General features: G+C 43.1%; 20 protein-coding genes, 1 pseudogene and 1 riboswitch. Of the genes and pseudogenes, 7 read left to right on the top strand and 14 right to left on the bottom strand.

What is annotated here, in order from left to right:
• Positions 1-105 precede the first annotated feature (105 nt).
• From B7725_RS04765 to uvrA, 10 genes are all read right to left on the bottom strand, one after another.
• Positions 106-561 carry an SP_0198 family lipoprotein gene (locus tag B7725_RS04765; protein ID WP_084874855.1) on the bottom strand — a complete coding sequence of 152 codons (456 nt, stop codon included), beginning with the start codon at positions 559-561 and terminating at the stop codon, positions 106-108.
• 90 nt (positions 562-651) lie between these two features.
• Positions 652-1,902: a bifunctional folylpolyglutamate synthase/dihydrofolate synthase gene (locus B7725_RS04760; protein ID WP_084874853.1), complete on the bottom strand. Its 1,251-nt coding sequence runs from the start codon at positions 1,900-1,902 to the stop codon at positions 652-654.
• A 256-nt stretch (positions 1,903-2,158) separates the two neighbouring features.
• A complete protein-coding gene (locus B7725_RS04755; RefSeq protein WP_000017624.1) occupies positions 2,159-2,464 on the bottom strand; it encodes a DUF1292 domain-containing protein in 306 nt (101 codons plus the stop codon).
• A gap of 15 nt (positions 2,465-2,479) precedes the next feature.
• Positions 2,480-2,899: a Holliday junction resolvase RuvX gene (ruvX, locus tag B7725_RS04750; protein WP_002876031.1), complete on the bottom strand. Its 420-nt coding sequence runs from the start codon at positions 2,897-2,899 to the stop codon at positions 2,480-2,482.
• A 3-nt stretch (positions 2,900-2,902) separates the two neighbouring features.
• Entirely contained in the window at positions 2,903-3,169 is a 267-nt protein-coding gene (locus B7725_RS04745) for an IreB family regulatory phosphoprotein (protein WP_000507059.1), read from the bottom strand.
• A gap of 86 nt (positions 3,170-3,255) precedes the next feature.
• On the bottom strand, positions 3,256-3,825 hold the full coding sequence (locus tag B7725_RS04740; protein ID WP_084874851.1) for an SP0191 family lipoprotein: 570 nt from the start codon (positions 3,823-3,825) through the stop codon (positions 3,256-3,258).
• 66 nt (positions 3,826-3,891) lie between these two features.
• Positions 3,892-4,290: a transcriptional regulator Spx gene (gene spx / locus B7725_RS04735; protein ID WP_000591165.1), complete on the bottom strand. Its 399-nt coding sequence runs from the start codon at positions 4,288-4,290 to the stop codon at positions 3,892-3,894.
• A 134-nt stretch (positions 4,291-4,424) separates the two neighbouring features.
• Entirely contained in the window at positions 4,425-7,085 is a 2,661-nt protein-coding gene (gene mgtA, locus B7725_RS04730) for a magnesium-translocating P-type ATPase (protein ID WP_084874849.1), read from the bottom strand.
• A gap of 187 nt (positions 7,086-7,272) precedes the next feature.
• Positions 7,273-7,423, bottom strand: a riboswitch (M-box (ykoK) riboswitch).
• A 53-nt stretch (positions 7,424-7,476) separates the two neighbouring features.
• Positions 7,477-8,538, bottom strand: a complete 1,062-nt coding sequence (locus tag B7725_RS04725) for a M24 family metallopeptidase (RefSeq protein WP_084874847.1) — start codon at positions 8,536-8,538, stop codon at positions 7,477-7,479.
• Positions 8,531-11,362, bottom strand: a complete 2,832-nt coding sequence (gene uvrA, locus B7725_RS04720) for an excinuclease ABC subunit UvrA (RefSeq protein ID WP_084874845.1) — start codon at positions 11,360-11,362, stop codon at positions 8,531-8,533. Before uvrA ends, B7725_RS04725 begins: the two co-directional genes overlap by 8 nt.
• A gap of 137 nt (positions 11,363-11,499) precedes the next feature.
• On the opposite strand from uvrA, the gene B7725_RS04715 reads away from it, so the two are divergent.
• From B7725_RS04715 to B7725_RS04700, 4 genes are all read left to right on the top strand, one after another.
• The gene (locus B7725_RS04715) at positions 11,500-12,444 is read left to right on the top strand and encodes a magnesium transporter CorA family protein (protein ID WP_033585835.1); all 945 of its coding nucleotides are present in this window, start codon (positions 11,500-11,502) and stop codon (positions 12,442-12,444) included.
• Between the two features lie 11 nt (positions 12,445-12,455).
• Positions 12,456-13,133, top strand: coding sequence for a DUF1129 domain-containing protein (locus B7725_RS04710; RefSeq protein ID WP_057488830.1), 678 nt, complete (start codon positions 12,456-12,458; stop codon positions 13,131-13,133).
• A gap of 15 nt (positions 13,134-13,148) precedes the next feature.
• Entirely contained in the window at positions 13,149-13,496 is a 348-nt protein-coding gene (locus B7725_RS04705; RefSeq protein WP_084874843.1) for a TfoX/Sxy family protein, read from the top strand.
• Between the two features lie 168 nt (positions 13,497-13,664).
• On the top strand, positions 13,665-14,702 hold the full coding sequence (locus B7725_RS04700; protein ID WP_084874841.1) for a S66 family peptidase: 1,038 nt from the start codon (positions 13,665-13,667) through the stop codon (positions 14,700-14,702).
• 42 nt (positions 14,703-14,744) lie between these two features.
• On the opposite strand, the gene B7725_RS04695 is transcribed toward B7725_RS04700, so the two are convergent.
• Genes B7725_RS04695 through ruvA form a run of 3 tightly spaced genes read right to left on the bottom strand, consistent with a single transcriptional unit; the run spans position 14,745 to position 16,583 of the window.
• On the bottom strand, positions 14,745-15,419 hold the full coding sequence (locus B7725_RS04695) for a CPBP family intramembrane glutamic endopeptidase (RefSeq protein WP_084874839.1): 675 nt from the start codon (positions 15,417-15,419) through the stop codon (positions 14,745-14,747).
• A complete protein-coding gene (locus B7725_RS04690; RefSeq protein WP_084874837.1) occupies positions 15,420-15,980 on the bottom strand; it encodes a DNA-3-methyladenine glycosylase I in 561 nt (186 codons plus the stop codon).
• Positions 15,981-15,989: 9 nt separating this feature from the next.
• The gene (gene ruvA / locus B7725_RS04685; RefSeq protein WP_084874836.1) at positions 15,990-16,583 is read right to left on the bottom strand and encodes a Holliday junction branch migration protein RuvA; all 594 of its coding nucleotides are present in this window, start codon (positions 16,581-16,583) and stop codon (positions 15,990-15,992) included.
• A gap of 158 nt (positions 16,584-16,741) precedes the next feature.
• Between ruvA and B7725_RS04680 the strand changes: the two are divergent.
• A pseudogene (locus tag B7725_RS04680) lies at positions 16,742-17,239 on the top strand (helix-turn-helix domain-containing protein).
• Between the two features lie 151 nt (positions 17,240-17,390).
• On the opposite strand, the gene mutL reads toward B7725_RS04680, so the two are convergent.
• A complete protein-coding gene (gene mutL / locus B7725_RS04675) occupies positions 17,391-19,340 on the bottom strand; it encodes a DNA mismatch repair endonuclease MutL (RefSeq protein WP_084874834.1) in 1,950 nt (649 codons plus the stop codon).
• Positions 19,341-19,548: 208 nt separating this feature from the next.
• Between mutL and B7725_RS04670 the strand changes: the two genes are divergently transcribed.
• Together B7725_RS04670 and B7725_RS04665 are read left to right on the top strand one after the other, a co-directional pair.
• Positions 19,549-19,989 (top strand): LytTR family DNA-binding domain-containing protein, encoded by a 441-nt coding sequence (locus tag B7725_RS04670; protein ID WP_084874832.1) that lies wholly within the window; start codon positions 19,549-19,551, stop codon positions 19,987-19,989.
• Positions 19,986-20,444 carry a DUF3021 domain-containing protein gene (locus tag B7725_RS04665; protein WP_084874830.1) on the top strand — a complete coding sequence of 153 codons (459 nt, stop codon included), beginning with the start codon at positions 19,986-19,988 and terminating at the stop codon, positions 20,442-20,444. The genes B7725_RS04670 and B7725_RS04665 overlap by 4 nt, the downstream gene beginning before the upstream one ends.
• Positions 20,445-20,463: the final 19 nt, after the last annotated feature.

Raw genomic sequence — 20,463 nt, 5'->3', positions numbered from 1 at the left:
GTAAGCGCTTTAAGTAAAAAAACGGTAAAGAAGCACTGGTCACGTTTTTTAACAAAAAAGCTCCAAAAAGATGGATTTTATCTCATTGGAACTTTTACTGAATGATTATTGCTTAGTTAATACCACTCGGTCAGATGGCTCTCGGTCCATATCATCGATAATCAATTGATTACCATTAACCGTGTAAATTTTGATATCATCACCGATAATGACACGTTGATTTTCTGGCTCAAAGCTAACTTGCTTGATTTCCTTATCTCCATCTGGTTCGACTTCAGTCCATGTACCAGTTTTACCTGTTACAACAAGAGTGATTTGGTCATTCTCATCCTTTCCAGTATAGGTACCATCGATATTCGTAGGTTGAGCTACAGTAGTGTCCTGACTTGAGGATGCCTGCGGTTGACTAGCACTTGTCGTAGCGCTAGAAGATGATTCTTGTTGAGTAGATGATTGCTGAGCAGATTGCTGGGTAGGGGCTTGTGCCTTAGGTCCACAAGCTGCTAAAAGACTAAGAATTGCTAGGGAAGCAATAGAAAGTGTGAATGTTTTCGTTTTCATAGCGATTTCCTTTCTTTTGTGCCAATGTTTTGCTGGAATCGTTTCCAGATACACCTCCTACCTACAGTATAGCAACATAAACCTATAAGGTCAACTAATCTCGTCGCTTTCTACCAAACTTGCTCGGACTTCCGAGATAAAGTAGAGGGATCCCGTCACGAAAAGCAAGTCCTGGCCATTGGCCTTATCTTCAAATTCTCTGATAAAGTCGCCATAGGAAGGAATCAAATCATAACCTACCACATCCTTTTCATCCAGAGAGCCTTGGTAGTCAAAGCCTGTTACCTTAAGTTCCACCTGAGGCAACTGCTTAGATAGATAGCCTAGCATCCCCTGATAATCCTTGCGTTTAAGTGCTCCAAAAAGGATGCAAACCTGGTAACCTTGCTGGATTTTCCCCTGGATAAACTCTACTAGACGAGTCAAGGCTGGCAGATTGTGAGCCCCATCTAGGTAAATCTGCGGGCGAATCCGTTCTAATCGACCCGCCCAGTGTGTCTCCTTCAAAGCCTGTCTGACAAGCTCTTCTTCGACTTTTTCCTCTCTTGACGTCATAAACAGAAGAAAAGTTTGTAAAGCCAAGGAAGCATTTTCTTGCTGATAAGCACCTTCCAACCCGATTTCAAGCTGGGAAAAGCTTGCTAGTTTACTTGAAAAATTCCCAGCTTTCAAAGTGAAGTCTCGCCCAGCTTGATAAAGTTCAACATCTAACTCTCTTGCTCTTTTTTGACAGACAAGCTCAGCTTCTGGAGCGAGCTTAGCAATGACCGCCTTCTTTCCAGCCTTGAAAATACCGGCTTTCTGCTCGGCTATTTCCTCCAGACTATCGCCCAAGGTCTCCTGATGATCTAGATCAATCGAAGTAATAACTGCAATCTCGCCTGTTACGACATTAGTCGTGTCAAGCAAACCACCAATTCCCACCTCTAGCAGGACTAGATCCACTCCCTGCTCTTTAAAGTAAAGCAAAGCAATCAGGGTCAACAACTCAAAGAAAGACAATTGATCATGTGTTTCTAAGAGAGTTTTTTCCATCTCCTTGACTTGGTTAGCTATACGAACAAAGTCTTCACCAGCGATTGGTTGCCCATTAATACAGATTCGATCATGGATACTGATGATATGAGGAGAGGTAAAAGTACCAACTTTTTTACCATGAGCTACAAACAACTCTCTCATAAAGGCAATAGTTGACCCCTTACCGTTAGTCCCTGTTACGTGGATAATAGGATAAGTCCTCTCTGGATTCCCCAGCAAATTCACAGCTCGCTGCATTCGTCCAAGACCAGATCTAAAGTTTAAACCAATCCGACTATGAAGCCATTCTTCTACTTCAAACATACATGTCTCCTTAACAAAAGTCCAATCAACTACAGTATCAAAGTATGATTATAAATAAAAAACGAGGTCGGGACTAAAATCCCGACCTCTTACCTGGTTAGCTAATCACTAGCTACTATGAATTTCAACATGGGCTAAAGACGTCCACCGGACATTCCTGCGTTTCTAATTTCTGGCGCAGGGCTAAAAACATCCACTGGATGTTCCAACTCTTCCAATTTCTAGGAGTTGGGGTGATACAGTCTCCCAGACTGTATCACTCCTCCATAAAGCTGTTGAAGACTTCTTCAATCATGTTCCATTCGTCTTCTGAGTCTTCTGGGATTGGTTGCAATTCGCCTTCTGTTCCGTCTTCATTTTCGATGAATGAGTAAGCTTGGATTTCAACTTCACCATTTTCATCTTCTTCTGCGTTAACTGGCACTAGCAGAACATAGTTTTTACCAAATTCTTCTTTCCCATCGATGGTCAAAAGAATTTCAAACAAGGTTTCATTTCCTTGCTCGTCTACTAGTGTAATCAATTCACGTTCTTCGTGGTCATGGTTGTGATCGTGTGACATAGTTTCTCCTCTGTCTTAAAATTTTCTATCTAAATAATTTTGCAAAATCAGCTGAGCAGCCAACTTATCAATAACTTTCTTGCGTTTGTTACGGCTGATATCTGCTTGTTCAATCAACATACGTTCCGCAGCGACCGTTGTCAAACGCTCATCCTGATAGTCTACTGGCAAACCAAAGAGTTCTTCTAGCTTGGCACCATAGGCTTGACTGGCTTCCACTCGCGGACCGCTGGTATTGTTCATGTTCTTTGGCAAACCTACTACAAAGCGTTCCACCTTATAGCTGTCAACCAATTCCTTGATACGGTCAAAACCAAACTGGCCTTGATCCTCATTGATTTGGATGATTTCAAGTCCCTGAGCGGTGAAGCCTAGGGGATCGCTAATAGCCACCCCTACTGTTTTTGAACCGACGTCCAATCCCATAATTCTCATAGATTATAGATCGACTCCTTGTCCTTTAAGGTAGTAGCGTACCAGTTCTTCAACAATTTCATCACGCTCATACTTACGGATTTGATTTCGTGCATTGTTGTAACGAGGAACGTAGGCAGGGTCACCACTCAATACATAACCGACGATCTGGTTAATCGGATTGTAGCCCTTGTCATTCAAAGAAGCATAAACATCTGTCAACGTTTCGCTAATTTCTTTCTTATTGGAATCATCCAATTTAAACCGTACAGTTTCTTCAGTAAATCCCATTCTAACACCCTCTTTCCTTAGAATAGTACTATTATAGCACATTCCCTGACGTTCTACAAATAAGTCAGTCTATTAATTTGGATTTTCTATTGTTCTGTCGCCCCATTTGCCACTCTGTCTGCAATATATTGGCTAGGTTCGTTTTTTAAGAGATTTTCAAGACCGATATTTTTTAAATATTCGATCTGAGATGCCTTTTTGACATCCAATACTTGAAAATCATAAGTCGTTGTTGTCTGGATTTCGGTCTCGCTGAGTAGCTTGGTTTCCAGTGTAAATCCTGCTAGTTTGCGTGCCTCTTGGATGGTCTCATCCTTCTCTTCAGCTTCTTGAAGCGCTTTTTGTGTCTCCTCTAGGCCATTTTCAGAGATAAAGTTCTTGAGTTCATCCCCGACAGGTCGTTTTTGCTGGATGGTTAAGGTCAAAAATTGATTGCCTTTATAGGTAATAGTCTGAATCTGCTGCGTTCCATTTTCTGACTTCGGCATCAACAGGGTCTTGGTGACAACCGTATTCTTTTCGGCATTGTCCAAAACGGGAAGGTTTGATTGGAGAGGTTCAGATGCTGTTGTGGAAGCAGCAGGGGTTTCCTTTTTTTGCCCACATCCTGCAAGCAAAAAGAGGAGAGCAAAACTAGCAATTAGTAACTTTTTCATAATTCCTCACATGATTTTGAAATAAAAGAGAAAACAAGGCCAGGAATCACTCCCAGCCTTGATGTTTTACAGAGCTGCACGTAGACGTGCTTCTGCATTTTCTACATTACGGACAGAGCGTGGCAAGAAGGCACGGATATCATCTTCTTTATAGCCGACTTGCAGGCGCTTCTCATCAACGAGAATCGGACTCTTTAAGATCCGTGGTGTTTCCATGATTAAGTTGAGTACTTCATTCACACTCAAATCTTCGATGTCAACCCCTAAAGCTTTCGCATAGCGGTTTTTTGATGATACAATGCTGGCAATTCCATTATCTGTCTTTGTCAGAATATCAAGTAGTTCTTCTCTCGTAATCCCTTCTTTACCAAGGTTTTGTTCTTTATAACTTAACTGGTGTGCGTTGAGCCAAGTCTTCGCTTTCTTACAGCTTGTGCAACTGGAGACGGTATAAATCTTAATCATGTGCCTACCCCTTTCGCTACATGTTACTATCAGTTTAGTCTATTATACCATAAAAAACATCCGACTTGCGACCTATTTTTAAAAAAAATTAACTTTTTTCGCGATTTTCGTACTTTTTTCTTGACAAAATCAATTTATAACCAACTTTTAAATTTTTTGATATACAATCGTTTTACAACTGTAACACTTATCATATAGAGAACGATAATCAAAAGCAAAAAGAGGAAATAAATGGGTTCCAAAGGGGTTAAATGAAGCAGGCTAGCAATTGAAGAGTAGGGAAGGAAGGTCACAAAACTAGCTGCTAGCAAGGTTGTTCCAAGAACAAACCATGATGGACGACTTTGTAAGAAAGGAAGTTTTGCTGAACGGAGCATATGGATAACCATAGTTTGGGACCACATGGATTCAATGAACCAACCTGTCTGGAACAAGATGATAAAGCCCGTTGCAGACTCTGCTCCGTGAGCATAGGCTTGGCCTGTCGCCATTGGGACAATGACAAAATAGAGTAAGATAAAGGTCAAAATATCAAAGGCAGAAGAAATCGGACCCATCCAAATCATAAAACGAGTAATAGACTTAGCTTCCCACTTATGGGGATGCTTCAAAAAGTCTTCATCTACATTATCAAATGGCAAGGCGATGCAAGAAAGGTCGTAGACGAGGTTCAACACAATCAAGTGAATCGGAGCCATAGGGAGGAAAGGTAAAAAGATACCAGACACTAAGAGTGACAGAATATTCCCGAAATTAGAGCTGACCGTCATCTTGATATATTTGGTCATGTTGGCATAGACTTTGCGTCCTTCAACCAGCCCTTTTTCAAGCACCATCAAATCCTTATCTAGCAAAATGACATCAGCCGTTTCTTTGGCAATATCTACTGCTGTATCAACAGAAATCCCCACATCGGCCACTTTCATAGAAGGGGCATCATTGATCCCATCTCCCATATAGCCGACACAGTGTCCATTAGACTTAATTTGTAAAATGATTCGTGCTTTTTGATCCGGAGAGAGTTTGGCAAAGACCGTCACCTTCTCAACTGCTTGGGACAACTCTTCGTCCGTCATGGCATCAATATCAGAACCCAACAAGATTTGATCAACGTCTAAACCAACTTTTTCGCATACTGCTTGGGTTACCTTCTCATTATCCCCAGTCAAGATCTTGGTTTGAACACCATACTCTAATAAAGCTTGGATAGCAGGGGCTGCAGATGGTTTTGGTGGATCTAGGAAGGCAAGATATCCTGTTAGAATCATCTCCTTTTCATCTTCAACAGAGTAAGCAAAACCTTCCTTTAAGCCTGTTTTATAAGCGACTCCCAAGACTCGTAAGCCCTGTTGATTGAGTTGGTCCACTTCTTTTAAGATTTCCACTCGGATATCATCCGTCAGAGGGCTAATCTGACCTTGATATTCCACATGGGTTGAAATCGCAAGCATCTCCTCTAAGGCACCCTTGGTTACCAAACTAACAGCTTCATTCTCATCCTTGACGATGACACTCATCCGTCTACGTTCAAAATCAAAGGGCAATTCATCTATTTTTTGGAAGCTAGTATCCAAATTTTGTAGAATAGCGTGTTCTTTAGCTTCTTTTTCAGTTCTACTGATAATGGCACGGTCCATCAAGTTTTTCAAACCGGTTTGAAAATAGGAATTGAGGTAGGCTCGTCTCAACACAGACAAATCCAAATCCCCATGTATATCCAAAGGATATTCAAGGACAATTTCGTCTTGGGTAAGTGTTCCGGTTTTATCCGTACACAGGATATCAATAGCACCTAGATCTTGTATGGCATTGAGTTTTTTGATAACGACTTTTTCCTTGGCCATGATAATGGAGCCTTTTGCTAGACTGGCCGTGATGATCATGGGAAGCATCTCAGGTGTAAGCCCGACACCCACGCTCAAAGCAAATACGCCAGCTTCTAACCAATCTCCATCCGTCAAACCATTGGAAAGAAATACGATGGGAACCATGACCAACATCAAACGGATTAAAAGCCAGGAGATACTGTTCATATCCCGTTCGAAAGAGGTAGGCTCGTCATAAGTATTGAGAGTCTGCTCTATTTTCCCCATCATGGTGTCATCACCAACTGCTAGAATCAAAGCCTTGGCACTTCCTGATATCACGTTGGTTCCCATGAAGGCGAGCGCTTCTGCTTCTAGCAGACTATCAAAATTTGACTGACTCATTTTTGACAAAGCCAATTTTTCAACCGAATCACTTTCACCTGTCAAGCCAGACTGTTGAACAAAGAAATCACGTGATTCAATCAAAAGGAGGTCTGCCGGAATCATATCCCCAGCACTCAATTTGACTATATCTCCAACGACCAAATCTTCAATTGCGATCTCTAAACTCTGGCCTTCGCGAATAACCGTAGCTGTATTCACAATCATTTTTGAAAGATTGGTCGCAGCTTTGTCGCTTCGCAGTTCTTGGACAAATCGAATGCCACCAGAAATGAGGACTAGGACAACGATGATGATAGAGGTCGTCGGATCTTCTTGTCCAGGCTTCGCCAACCAGACATTGGTCACCATGGAAATCATAGCGATGACAAGAAGGATGATTGTAAATGGATTGATAATAGATTCGTAAATCTTTTTAAGGATACTGTCTTCTTGACCCTTGGTGATGGTATTTTCGCCATATAGATCACGATTTTTCTCCACCTGCTCCTCAGTCAAGCCTGTTAGACTTGTCTTATAAAAAGATAGAGTTTCGTTTAAAGGTGTGCGAATAGCTGTTGCTAATCTTTCTTTTGTAGTTTTCATTGGTTTCTCCTATCTGTATTGTTTCATACACAGAGACCAATCACTTTATAAGGGCAGAACGACACAAATCAGCGATTGGCTGTGTATGTGCGGTTCTGGGTGGTCGTCAATTTGCATCGTCTGTCTCCTTTCCCTGTTCTAAAACAGTAGAAAATCCTGCCATAAAATGGCAGGATTAAAAAACTAATTATCTGTTTTTCGTTCAAGCTTTAACTCCATAGGGCAATGAAATGAGCTTAGTCTTGGCCTTCGCGACCAGGACTGTTGACCAACGAGTAGTGTCTCCACTACTTTGCGGTAGTCATCCGTATCCCTATGGTAGCCTCACCTACCGTTTTCGTCTATCAGTATAAACCTTTAAAATATAAAAGTCAACGATTTATCTCATTTTTTAGATAACAATCAATTCTTTTGGAGCAAGTGTCAATAACTCACAACCGTTATCTGTAATCAGGATATCATCTTCAATACGAACCCCGTATTTACCTTCAATATAAATACCCGGTTCATCAGTCAAGACCATACCAGATTTAATGACTTCTTTGGAAGTTTGGCTAAAGTAGGGTTCTTCGTGGATGTCCAGTCCGATACCGTGTCCGATACCATGTGTAAAGTATTCTCCATAGCCTGCTTCCACAATGATATCACGAGGAATTTTGTCAAAGTCACGGAAACCTAGACCTGCCTTGGCTTGGTCAATCAGAGCTTGGTTGGCTTTCAGAACTGTGTTGTAGATTTCTGCTTGCTCGTCACTGACATGGCCTAGATAGATGGTACGTGTCATATCGCTGACATAGTGATCGTAGAGACAGCCAAAGTCCATGGTGATGGCTTCTCCCGCTTCAACCGGTTTGTGCATCGGATGAGCATGAGGTTTGGAAGAGTTGATACCGCTTGCTAGGATTGTATCAAAGGATAAGCCAAATGCTCCTAGCTCCCGCATGCGGAAGTCAAGGAAATTGGCAATTTCAATCTCAGTCTTTCCAGGTTTGATAAAGTCAAGTGCATCGTGGAAAGCTTGGTCTGAGATAGAACATGCCTTACGAATAGTCGCAATCTCCTTCTCATCCTTAATCATTCGAAGACCTTCAACAAACTGAGTCTGAGGAAGCAAGTCAATCCCTGCAAAAGTTGCCTGCATACGGTGGTAATAAGAGACCGAAATCTCGTCCTCAAAACCGACGCGAGACAAGCTCATATCCTTAACAATGCCTGCAATGACAGCCAATTCATCGCGGTCAGCCACAATCTCAAAACCTGTCACCTCTTGCTTAGCTGCAATGATATAGCGAGAGTCTGTCACCAAGACCTGACGATCACGGCTGATGAAGACTGTTCCATTTGAGCCCCAAAATCCTGTCAAATAGTAGACATTTTTAAGGTTGTTGATAATGATTCCATCTAGTTCTTTTTCTTGCATTTTAGCTAGAAATGCTTGCACACGTTTATTCATGATGTAACTTTCCTTTCAAATAGTGTCCTGTGTAGCTGACTTCGTTGGCCGCTACTTCTTCTGGAGTTCCTGTTGCGATGATGGTTCCACCACCGACACCGCCCTCAGGGCCCAAATCGATGATATGGTCTGCTGTCTTGATGACATCTAGATTGTGCTCGATAACAAGGACGGTATTGCCATCGTCGACAAAGCGAGCCAAAACTTTAAGCAAGCGAGCGATATCCTCAGTATGAAGCCCTGTAGTTGGCTCATCCAGAATATAGAAGGATTTCCCTGTCGAGCGTTTGTGGAGTTCACTAGCCAACTTCATACGCTGAGCTTCTCCTCCAGAAAGGGTGGTAGCCGGTTGCCCTAGCGTTACATAGCCCAGTCCCACATCCTTGATAGTCTGAAGTTTGCGTTGAATCTTGGGAATGTGTTGGAAGAATTCCACAGCATCGTTGACGGTCATGTCCAAAACCTGCGAGATATTCTTTTCCTTATAGTGAACTTCAAGGGTTTCACTGTTATAGCGAGTTCCGTGGCAGACTTCACAAGCTACGTATACATCTGGCAAGAAGTGCATCTCAATCTTGATGATCCCGTCACCCGAGCAGGCTTCACAACGCCCCCCCTTAACGTTAAAACTGAAACGCCCCTTTTTGTAGCCTCGAATCTTAGCTTCATTTGTCTGGGCAAAGAGGTCACGTATATCATCAAAAACTCCCGTATAGGTAGCAGGGTTAGACCTCGGCGTTCGTCCGATAGGGCTCTGGTCAATGTCGATCAAGCGGTCTACATGCTCAATCCCTGTAATCGTCTTAAACTTACCAGGTTTGTCTGAATTACGGTTAAGTTTTTGAGCAATGGCTTTTTTGAGGATACTGTTGATTAAGGTCGATTTCCCTGAACCTGATACCCCTGTCACCGCAATGAATTTTCCTAGTGGGAAGCGAGCAGTGATATTTTGCAAGTTGTTCTCACGCGCACCTGTCACTTCGATAAAGCGACCATTTCCAGCACGGCGCTCGTCTGGTACTGGAATCGCACGTTTTCCTGACAAATACTGACCTGTTATGGACTTGCTGTTGCGAGCCACCTGCTTGGGTGTTCCTGCAGCAACAATCTCGCCACCAAAAACACCGGCACCCGGACCAACGTCAATTAGATAATCCGCCTCACGCATGGTATCTTCGTCGTGTTCCACTACGATGAGAGTATTGCCCAAGTCACGCATCTTTTTCAAACTGGCAATCAGGCGGTCATTATCCCTCTGGTGAAGACCGATGGACGGCTCATCCAGGATATAGAGGACACCTGATAGGTTAGACCCAATCTGGGTTGCCAAGCGAATTCGCTGACTCTCACCACCTGAAAGGGTCCCTGCTGATCGAGATAGGGTCAGATAGTTAAGCCCCACATTATTGAGGAAGGTCAAGCGATCCTTGATTTCCTTGAGAATAGGACGGGCAATGATGGCTTCATTTTCAGACAGGGTCAGCTGGCTCACTAATTCCAAATGGTCTGCGATAGACAGGTCCGAAATTTCTCCGATATGTGGTCCTTGCTCCCCACCAACACGGACAGACAGGGCCTGATAGTTGAGACGGTAGCCGTGGCAGGTTCCACAAGTCAGCTCATTCATGTAGAGGCGCATCTGGGTGCGCGTGTAATCACTGTTAGTCTCATGGTAACGACGCTTGATATTATTGACAACCCCCTCAAAAGGAATGTCAATATCGCGCACACCGCCAAATTCATTTTCATAGTGGAAATGGAATTCCTTGCCATCAGACCCATAGAGAATCAAGTTTTTATCTTCTTCTGACAGGTCCTCAAAAGGCTTATCCATATCCACTCCAAAGGCTATCATGGCTTGTTCCAGCATATTTGGATAGTAGTTGGATGAGATAGGATTCCAAGGTGCCAAGGCTCCCTCACGCAACGTTTTGCTGGCATCTGGCACTACCAAGTCAGTATCAACCTCCAGCTTGATGCCCAAACCATCACACTCACTACAAGAGCCAAAAGGAGCATTGAAGGAGAAGAGACGTGGCTCTAACTCTGGAACAGTAAAGCCACAAACTGGGCAGGCATAGTGCTCAGAGAAGAGCAACTCCGAATCGTCCATAGTGTCGATAATCACATAGCCTTCTGCGATACGAAGGGCAGCCTCAATGGAATCAAAGAGACGGCTACGGATGCCCTCCTTGATGACAATACGGTCGACCACAACATCGATATTGTGTTGCTTGCTCTTGGACAGTTCTGGCAATTCGGTCACGTCATAGACTTCCCCATCCACACGAACACGAACATAGCCATCTTTCTGAATCTTTTCAATGACGCTCTTATGTTGCCCTTTTTTCTTACGAATGACAGGAGCTAATATTTGCAGGCGCTGACGTTCTGGCAATTCCAAGACCTTATCCACGATTTGCTCTACAGAAGAAGCCTTGATAGCCCCGTGCCCGTTGATACAGTAAGGCGTCCCCACACGTGCGTAGAGGAGACGCAGATAATCGTTGATTTCAGTCGTGGTTCCCACGGTCGAACGAGGGTTTTTGCTGGTGGTTTTCTGGTCGATGGAAATAGCTGGGCTGAGACCATCAATGGCATCCACATCTGGTTTTTCCATATTGCCCAAGAATTGTCGAGCATAGGCTGATAGACTCTCTACATAGCGACGTTGCCCCTCCGCATAGAGGGTATCAAAGGCCAGACTGGATTTCCCCGAACCCGACAAACCGGTCACGACAACCAGTTTGTCTCGCGGAATCTCCACATCGATATTTTTTAAGTTATGGGCACGTGCCCCATGAATCACAATTTTATCTTGCATCTTTGTTCTTTCTAGTCCATTATTGCTTTCCATTATACCAAAAAATGTGAAATTCTATTACCCAAAAAGCTGTTTTTGTAGTATAATAGTACGGTGCAAAAAATGAATCACTGAAATAGTAGGAAAGGATAGGGGATATGAAACAAGTTTTTCTCTCAACAACGACTGAATTTAAAGAGATCGACACGCTTGAACCGGGTACTTGGATCAACCTCGTCAATCCTACACAAAATGAGTCGTTGGAAATTGCTAATGCCTTTGACATTGATATCGCCGACCTTCGAGCACCGCTTGATGCGGAAGAAATGTCTCGTATTACGATTGAAGACGAGTATACTTTGATCATCGTGGACGTCCCCATCACAGAGGAGAGAAACAACCGCACCTACTATGTAACAATTCCGCTGGGGATTATCATCACCGAGGAAACCATTATCACCACCTGCTTGGAATCCCTCCCAGTTCTCGATGTCTTCATCAACCGCAAGCTGCGTAACTTCTACACTTTCATGCGGTCACGCTTTATCTTTCAACTCCTTTATCGCAATGCTGAGCTTTACCTGACTGCCCTTCGTTCGATTGACCGTAAGAGTGAACAAATTGAAAGTCAACTTCACAAATCTACTCGAAACGAAGAGCTAATCGAGCTCATGGAATTGGAAAAGACCATCGTCTATTTCAAGGCCTCACTTAAGACGAACGAGCGCGTGATTAAGAAATTGACCAGCGCAACTAGCAATATCAAGAAATACCTAGAAGACGAAGACCTACTCGAAGACACTCTGATTGAAACTCAACAGGCCATCGAGATGGCAGATATCTATGGAAACGTCCTTCACTCTATGACAGAGACCTTTGCCTCTATCATTTCCAATAACCAGAACAACATCATGAAAACCCTGGCTCTCGTGACCATTGTCATGTCTATCCCAACCATGATCTTCTCAGCCTACGGGATGAACTTTAAAGATAATGAAATCCCTCTAAACGGTGAACCACACGCCTTCTGGTTAATCGTCTTTATCGCCTTTGCTATGAGTGTCTCGCTCACTCTCTATCTCATCCATAAAAAATGGTTCTAAGAGGAATCCCTATGTCTCAGATTGATTTACAAAAACTAACCAAAAAAAACCAAGAATTTATCCACATCGCTACCCAACAATTCATCAAAGACGGTAAAACAGACGCTGAAATCAAGGCTGTCTTTGAGGAAGTCATTCCTAAAATCCTTGAAGAACAAGCCAAAGGAACGACCGCTCGTTCCCTCTATGGAGCTCCAACCCACTGGGCTCACAGCTTCACTGCCAAGGAGCAATATGAAAAAGAGCATCCAAAAGAAAATGACGATCCAAAACTCATGATTATGGACTCAGCCCTTTTCATCACCAGCCTCTTTGCATTGATTAGCGCCCTGACTACCTTCTTCTCTACAGATCAGGCTATTGGCTATGGGTTGATTACCCTCTTGTTGGTTGGACTTGTAGGAGGACTTGCCTTCTACTTGATGTACTACTTTGTCTACCAGTACTATGGACCAGACACAGACCGTAGCCAACGTCCTCCATTTTGGAAATCCATCCTAGTAATTTTGGCCTCTATGGTCCTTTGGTTGGTTGTCTTCTTTGCAACAAGCTTCCTACCAGCCAACCTCAATCCAGTCCTTGCTCCATTGCCTTTGGCTATCCTGGGAGCTGCCCTTCTCGCCCTTCGCTTCTATCTCAAGAAACGTTTCAACATCCGAAGTGCAAGCGCGGGCCCATCACGTTATTAAGAAAAGTGAAAAGCTATGGCATATAGTCAATCTTTAGCTCAGCAGATTCGAAAAATTCTAGCACTTAAACTTCCTCCCCAAATTTTCGAAGAAGAGTTAGAAGAAAAGAAACTGTTTGGTGGCCTGGCCTTTATGATTCGTGGGAAAATGGTCCTTACAGTCAGTTCCAGAAAAGACGAGCTGCTTATGGTGAGAATTGGCAAAGAAATGGAAAAGCAAGTTCTACCCCGAACAGGAGCTCATACTACATTGATGAGAGGGCGACCTTATCATGGCTATATAGACCTAGATATCGAAGGTCAAAAAGAACTTCCTTACTGGATTGATTTAGCCCTCTCCTATAATCAAGAGTTAACCAAGTAACTCATATCTAGTGAGATTAGAAATTAGAAAAACGAAAAGCAACTGCAAAGGTGGTTGCTTTTTCACTTGCTTTCTTGAGATTCAATAGAACTTCTGAGTCTCATTCTTGTAGTTTTCTCTCACCATTTGTGATAAAATAGGCTCAATCTATTTCTAGGAGGATAAGATATGGTTTCTACTATTGGTATTGTTAGTTTGTCTAGTGGCATTATCGGAGAGGATTTTGTCAAACACGAAGTCGATTTGGGTGTCCAACGTCTCAAGGATCTGAGACTCAATCCTGTCTTTTTGCCCCATTCGCTAAAGGGCTTGGACTTTATCAAGGACCGTCCTGAAGCACGTGCAGAGGATTTGATGCAGGCCTTTTCTGATGATAGCATCGACATGATCCTCTGCGCCATCGGTGGGGATGATACCTATCGCTTGCTACCTTATCTTTTTGAAAATAACCAACTCCAAAAGGTTATCAAACCAAAGATTTTTCTTGGCTTCTCAGATACAACCATGAACCACCTTATGTTGCATAAACTAGGAATCAAGACTTTTTATGGTCAATCCTTTCTAGCAGACATTTGTGAATTAGACAAGGAGATGTTGCCCTATAGCCTTCACTACTTTAAAGAATTGATTGAGACTGGAAGAATTTCAGAAATCCGCCCTAGCGACGTTTGGTATGAGGAACGGACTGATTTTAGTCCCAAGGCTCTGGGAACAGCTCGTGTCAGTCATGCAAATACTGGTTTTGACTTGTTGCAAGGAAGTGCTCAGTTTGAGGGAGAAATTCTCGGCGGTTGTCTTGAATCTCTCTATGATATCTTTGACAATTCTCGATACGCAGACAGCACGGACCTCTGCCAAAAGTACAAACTCTTCCCTGACTTATCCGACTGGGAAGGAAAGATTCTCTTGTTAGAAACAAGCGAAGAAAAGCCTGAACCGGAAAACTTCAAAAAGATGTTACAGGCTTTGAAAGAAACTGGGGTATTTGAGGTCATCAGTGGACTCTTGGTCGGAAAGCCAATGGATGAAGCCTTCTATGACGACTATAAAGAGGCACTAATGAGCATCGTTGACAGCAATATCCCAATTGTCTATAATCTAAACGTTGGGCACGCCACACCAAGAGCCATTGTGCCCTTTGGTGTTCACGCTTATGTAGATGCACAGGAGCAAGTCATTCGCTTTGACTATAACAAAGAAAGCTGAGAGGAATTTCTCAGCTTTTTCTCTTGTATAACTACTAAAACGTCACATACTACTGATAACTAAACTAATCAAGGGAAGGCTGTTACCTAACATGTGAACAAGTAGGGGATAGTAGATATTCTCCTTTTCTTTCACATAAATAATAGAAAAGGCGATGCCTCCACCTAGATAACCGACTGCACTGACCCACTCTGATAAAGCCAAACTGTGCATATGAGTCAGAGCAAAAACAAGTCCTACCAGAAGAATGCTTAACCAACTTGGCAGATTTTTCTGCAAGTGATGCAATAAGAGCTGACGGAAAAAGAGTTCTTCCACCAAAGGTCCAATGATGCAGGCGAAAACGGCTATCAGTATTGGTTGTTCTTGAAAGGTACTTTGAATATTCGACTGGTTTAGACCTTGTCCGTCTAGCCCCAAAAACTGTCTCAATATTCCTGATATAAAGCCAAAGAAAACCGTCATCAGAATGAGAAAGAGCCATCCTATTAAGACGCCAAAGAAGAATTTTCTCTTAGCTTTTCTAATCTCATTCCATTGTTGGATTAATCTATCCTTAAATAAAAAAGAACCATACAGAGCTAATACTACATAAACTAGATAATTCGCAATTGAAGATGACATCAAGGAAGCTAACCATTTAACACCGTCAAAAACAAAGAGAGCCGTGTAGAGAATCACAAAAATCAGAATTCCCTTATTTTTGTTAGACATCATTTAATTCCCCTTCCATTCACAATCATTCTCGTGGTCGTCAATCAAACCTGCTGCTTGTAGAAAAGCTAAAACTGCGACTGGACCTGTGAATTTGAAACCACGTTTTTTGAGATCTTGAGATAACTTTTCAGATAAGGCTGTTTTAGCAGGTGCCTGGCGATAGTCAAGAACATCATTCACGATAGTTTTCCCCTCAACAAAGGACCAGAGATAAGTATCAAAAGAGCCATAGGTTTTCTGGACTTGTAAAAATGCTTGGGCGTTGGCACGCGTCGCAAAGAGCTTGGCACGATTTCGGATGATGGCTGGATTCTCTAACAAGGCTTCCAACTCCCCATCTGTTATTTCCGCGACCGCCTGAATTTGATAGCCATGAAATACTTCTCGGAAAGCCTGGCGTTTGTTTAGTACCGTTTCCCAAGACAGACCAGCCTGATAAGTCTCCATACAGAGCAGTTCAAAAAGAGCGCGGTCATCATGAAGGGGCTGTCCCCACTCCTGGTCGTGGTAGGCGATGTAGAGCGGATTGGTCATCTTGACCCACGAACAACGTTTTGGCATACTATTCTCCTATTTGACCAACATCTTAAGAGCCGACTTGATATAGTTCTCAGCTGTATCTGTCGTTCCTTCAAAGAATTTCTTGATCTTCTTGAGTTCAGTTGCCTTGTAGCCCAATGCCAACATGGCTTCCATAGCTTCTTCCAGTTCTTGGTTTTCAGCGCTGGTTTGCACTGAGACCTTGGCAGGAAGGTCATCACTAGCCACGACTACCTTGCCTTCCAAGTCTAGCACCATCTGCTGGGCTGTTTTCTTACCAATTTTAGGAAACTTGGTCAAGTAGGTGATGTTCTTAGTCTCGATGGCTTGAACCAAGCCAGCATTGTCATCGGCTGCGATAATAGCAAGAGCTGATACAGGACCAATCCCTGAGACCGAAATCAGACTAAGAAAAAGTTTTTTCTCATCTTCTGAGCGAAAGCCGTAAAGCAGATGGACATCCTCACGGACAACTTGGTGCACATAGATCTGAGTTTCTTGATTGACCTGACCTGAGTAGGCATAGGGATTGGCTACATGCAAGATATAACCGATACCATTCGCCTCTAGGACAATATATTTAGCAGTGATTTTGGTAATGATTCCTTTTAGATATTCGTACATAATTTTTCTCCATTATTTTGCCTATCTAGTATACCATATTTCCCCAAGACAGACTGCAACAAAAGGTGCAACCTCTGGTTGACAAATAGTACAGGAGATTGTATTCTCATTATAAGTAAAAATTGTTAGGATAGAGGTAGAAAAAGGAGGATAGAATGATGAAACTTGCAGAAAAACTATTTGAGCTCAGAAAGAAAAAAGGTTGGTCCCAAGAAAAGCTAGCAGAACAAATCAATGTTTCGCGGCAAAGCATCTCCAAATGGTAGTCTAGACAAGTCCTTCCTGAAATCGAAAAAATCATTGAATTAAGCAATATTTTTCAAGTGACAACTGACTATCTACTACTGGATGAAAGCTTCGAAAAAGTTTCCACAGCAGTGATTTTGGAGGAAGACAAGGACAACTACTATAAAGAGGCTAAATCCTTTGGTCTCTGGCAAGTGATTTCTATTTTCGTCTTGGCTCTGGCTATCTATCTCTTTTTAGCTGGTTCTAGTTTCCCAGCTGAATTCACCGCCTAGATTTGGCTGACCTTCGTTCTCTTGATTGCGTCCGCAATTGCCATCAACAAGACTCTCAAAACCAAACAACGTTATCTTGATAAAGTGATTGGTCTTGAGAATCCTTCAAACCAAGACGACTCTGCGAAATCTTGAGTCACCTAGTTCAGTTTTCACAACACTTTTTATAGGACTGGTCTTGTCAAGCAAGTGTAAACCTCGTGTCAAGTTGCCCATGTCCATTCAAAATTCCCACCTTAGAAAAACTAAAAAGCCTTGTTTGGAAAAACAAAGGCTTTTTGTGTTCTTAATATTTCCCCAACTCACGAAGACTGGTATGATTTTCCTGAATGCGTCGGAACATTTTTTCCATATCTGACTTGGTAAAATGCACCAAAACGGGACGTCCGTGTGGACAGTTATAGGGATTGTCACACTGAGAAAGCTGATAAAGAAGCTGTCTAGCCGAGTGGTCATCGATGCGATGGTTGGCCTTGATAGACCGCTTGCAGGACATCATAATAGCCAGCTCTGCTCGGTATTTCTTGATCGAAACTTCCTTAGTTAAGAGCAGCATGTCGCACATTTCATAAATGCCAGACTCGATTTCCTCCTCTGCCATCCAAATAGGATGTTCACGCAGGATAAATTGATTTTCTCCGTACTCTGCTAGAAAGACGCCCACTTCCTCTAAAAGTGCCATTCTTTCCTTGAGACGGAGGACATCATCCGCAGGAAATTCAAAGATGTAGGGCACTAGGAGTTGTTGCTGACTCTGGTCAACATTGCCAATACTTTCTCGGTATTCCTCGTACTTAACTCGTTCCTGAGCCGCGTGCTGGTCTATGATGTAGAGTCCATCTCGCCCTTGGGCAAAAAGATAAGTGCCGTGCATTTGTCCAAAAAATTCCAACTCTGGGAAGCTGGATGATTCTTCTCGCTCTAGCTTGTCATAAGCCTTATCGAGGCTAGCAAGATCTAACTCTGGGTGGTCTAGTTGGTCGTAGTTAGCAGGCTTTCTCTCTGCAAAATGCAGTTTTGCGGGCTTGGTTAGCTGGTCCAAGGTTTCCTTGGCAAACAAGGTTAAGTCCTGTCCTTCATCAGTCAATTCTACTTGATAATCAGCCACCTCAGCTTGACTAGGTTTTGAGAGTTCTGTTTTTTCATAGTAAAGCGTATTTTCTTTGAGTGGGAGAATGGTCTGCTCTACCTTTTGACGATTACGCACGGTCGACTTGGCAAGATTTTCTAAAGCATCAGGTATCAAGGCTTGCTCTTTGAGACTATTAGAAATGGCCTCTGAAAGCAGCGCCATTAGTTCTCTTTCCTTAGAAATCCGCACCTCTTGCTTGGTCGGATGCACATTGACATCAGCCAGATAAGGATCGATATGGATGTGAATGACAGCCAGTGGAAAACGTCCCACCATGAGCTTGCTTCCATAACCGTCAAGAATAGCACGGTTGAGTAGAAAGTTCTTGATATAACGGCCATTGATAAAGAGGCTGATATAGTTACGATTTGCTCGTGTCAATTCAGGCAGAGACACAAAACCTGTAATTTCGAAATCTAAGTCAGAGTTCTCAATTTCAATCATCTTCTTGGCACTCGCCAAACCATAAATCCCTGCGATGGCTTGACGCAGTTGACCAGTCCCTGCTGTCCGCGTCATTTCCTTACCATCACTAATCAAACTGAAGGAAATCTCCGGATGAGCTAACCCTAGACGGTTGACAATATCAATGATATGAGACAGCTCCGCTTGCTGGCTCTTCATATACTTGAGGCGGGCAGGCGTGTTGAAAAAGAGGTCCTCCACACAAACTTTGGTCCCCACAGGACTAGTCGCTGGGATGACTTCCTCAACTTCACCCCCACGCGCAACGAGCTTGGTCCCATGACTCGCACCATCCACCGCAGTCAACAGAGTCAAGACACTGACAGAAGCGATAGAGGGTAGGGCTTCACCTCGAAATCCGAGCGTTCGAATCCGAAAGAGGTCTGCTTGATTTTTTATCTTACTGGTTGCATGGCGACGCAAGGCCAACTCCACCTCATCGTGGGCAATTCCATGACCATTATCTGTGATTTGAATCTTCTTGAGACCTGATTCCTCAATCTCAATGATAATCTGGCTAGAACCCGCGTCAATGGCATTTTCTACCAACTCTTTGACTACACTGGCAGGACGTTCAATCACCTCCCCTGCCGCGATCTGGTTTGCCAGCACCTCTGGCAATTCAATAATATGAGACATCTTTCAGCCCCTTTCTGTATCTATTTTCCTAGAAATTGATTAGTGCTATTATACCATATTTCAGATACTATCAGAAAAAGCAAATACCACATAGACTCCAAATCTCTCCACATAGGCAAAAGCTCTTGTCATGGGTCGTAAAATAGTGTTTAATAAAGGTGTACAAGAAGTGATCACAATTTTGTATGAAATGTAAGGAGAGAAATTTATGAAAGTAGAACTACAGATTAAGGAGACTTACAAGGAAGAAAAGCTGATTGTCCAAGCACCTCAAGAAACCAAAAAAGTCCAAAAAGTCATCGAGTTCGCTGAAAATCTTGACCAAAAAGAAACAATCAAAGGAAAGATTGATGGTCAGGTCTATCTAGTTGAAATTGGCAAGATTCAGCGCTTCTATATCGAGAATCGAAAGGTTCTAGCAGAAACGTCGAGTCAGACCTACAGCATTGATTTGCGACTCTATCAAGTTCTTGAAATTCTACCGACCACTTTTATCCAAATTTCCCAATCTGAAATCGTCAATATCGACTCGATCTCTCATCTCAAGCTCACGCCCAACGGTCTGGTTGAAATTTTCTTAAAAAACGAAAGCTTCACCTACTCTTCACGCCGTTACCTAAAAACCATCAAGGAGAAATTAGAACTATGAAAAAACAAGTATTTCACGACGCAGCTGCTGGCGTCCTCATCGGCCTCATCCTCTCTATCATCTTTTCACTCATTTATGCACCAAGTACCTACGCCCCATTAAGTTCCGACTCTCTCATCGGCCAAGTGATGGTTCAACATCAGGTTCATGGTGCCCTGATCTTGCTCTACTGCACGATTATCTGGTCAGCTATCGGCGTTCTCTTTAGCTTTGGCAGCCGCTTATTCAACCGTGACTGGAGCCTGCTCCGTGCCACACTTTCCCATTTCTTCCTCATGCTGGCTGGCTTTGTCCCACTGGCAACTCTGGCTGGTTGGTTCCCCCTCCACTGGACCTTCTATCTCCAGCTCATTCCAGAGTTTGCGATCGTCTACCTCATCATCTGGGTTATTCTCTACAAAAGAGAAGCAAAAAAAGTAGACCACATCAATCAACTCTTGGCCCATAAAAAGTAATGGAGAAAATCCCACTCAC

Origin of the sequence: Streptococcus oralis subsp. tigurinus (assembly GCF_002096275.1) — a bacterium.
In the GTDB taxonomy this organism is placed as follows: Bacteria; Bacillota; Bacilli; order Lactobacillales; family Streptococcaceae; genus Streptococcus; species Streptococcus oralis_CN.
This window is presented reverse-complemented; position numbering and strand designations above follow the sequence as displayed.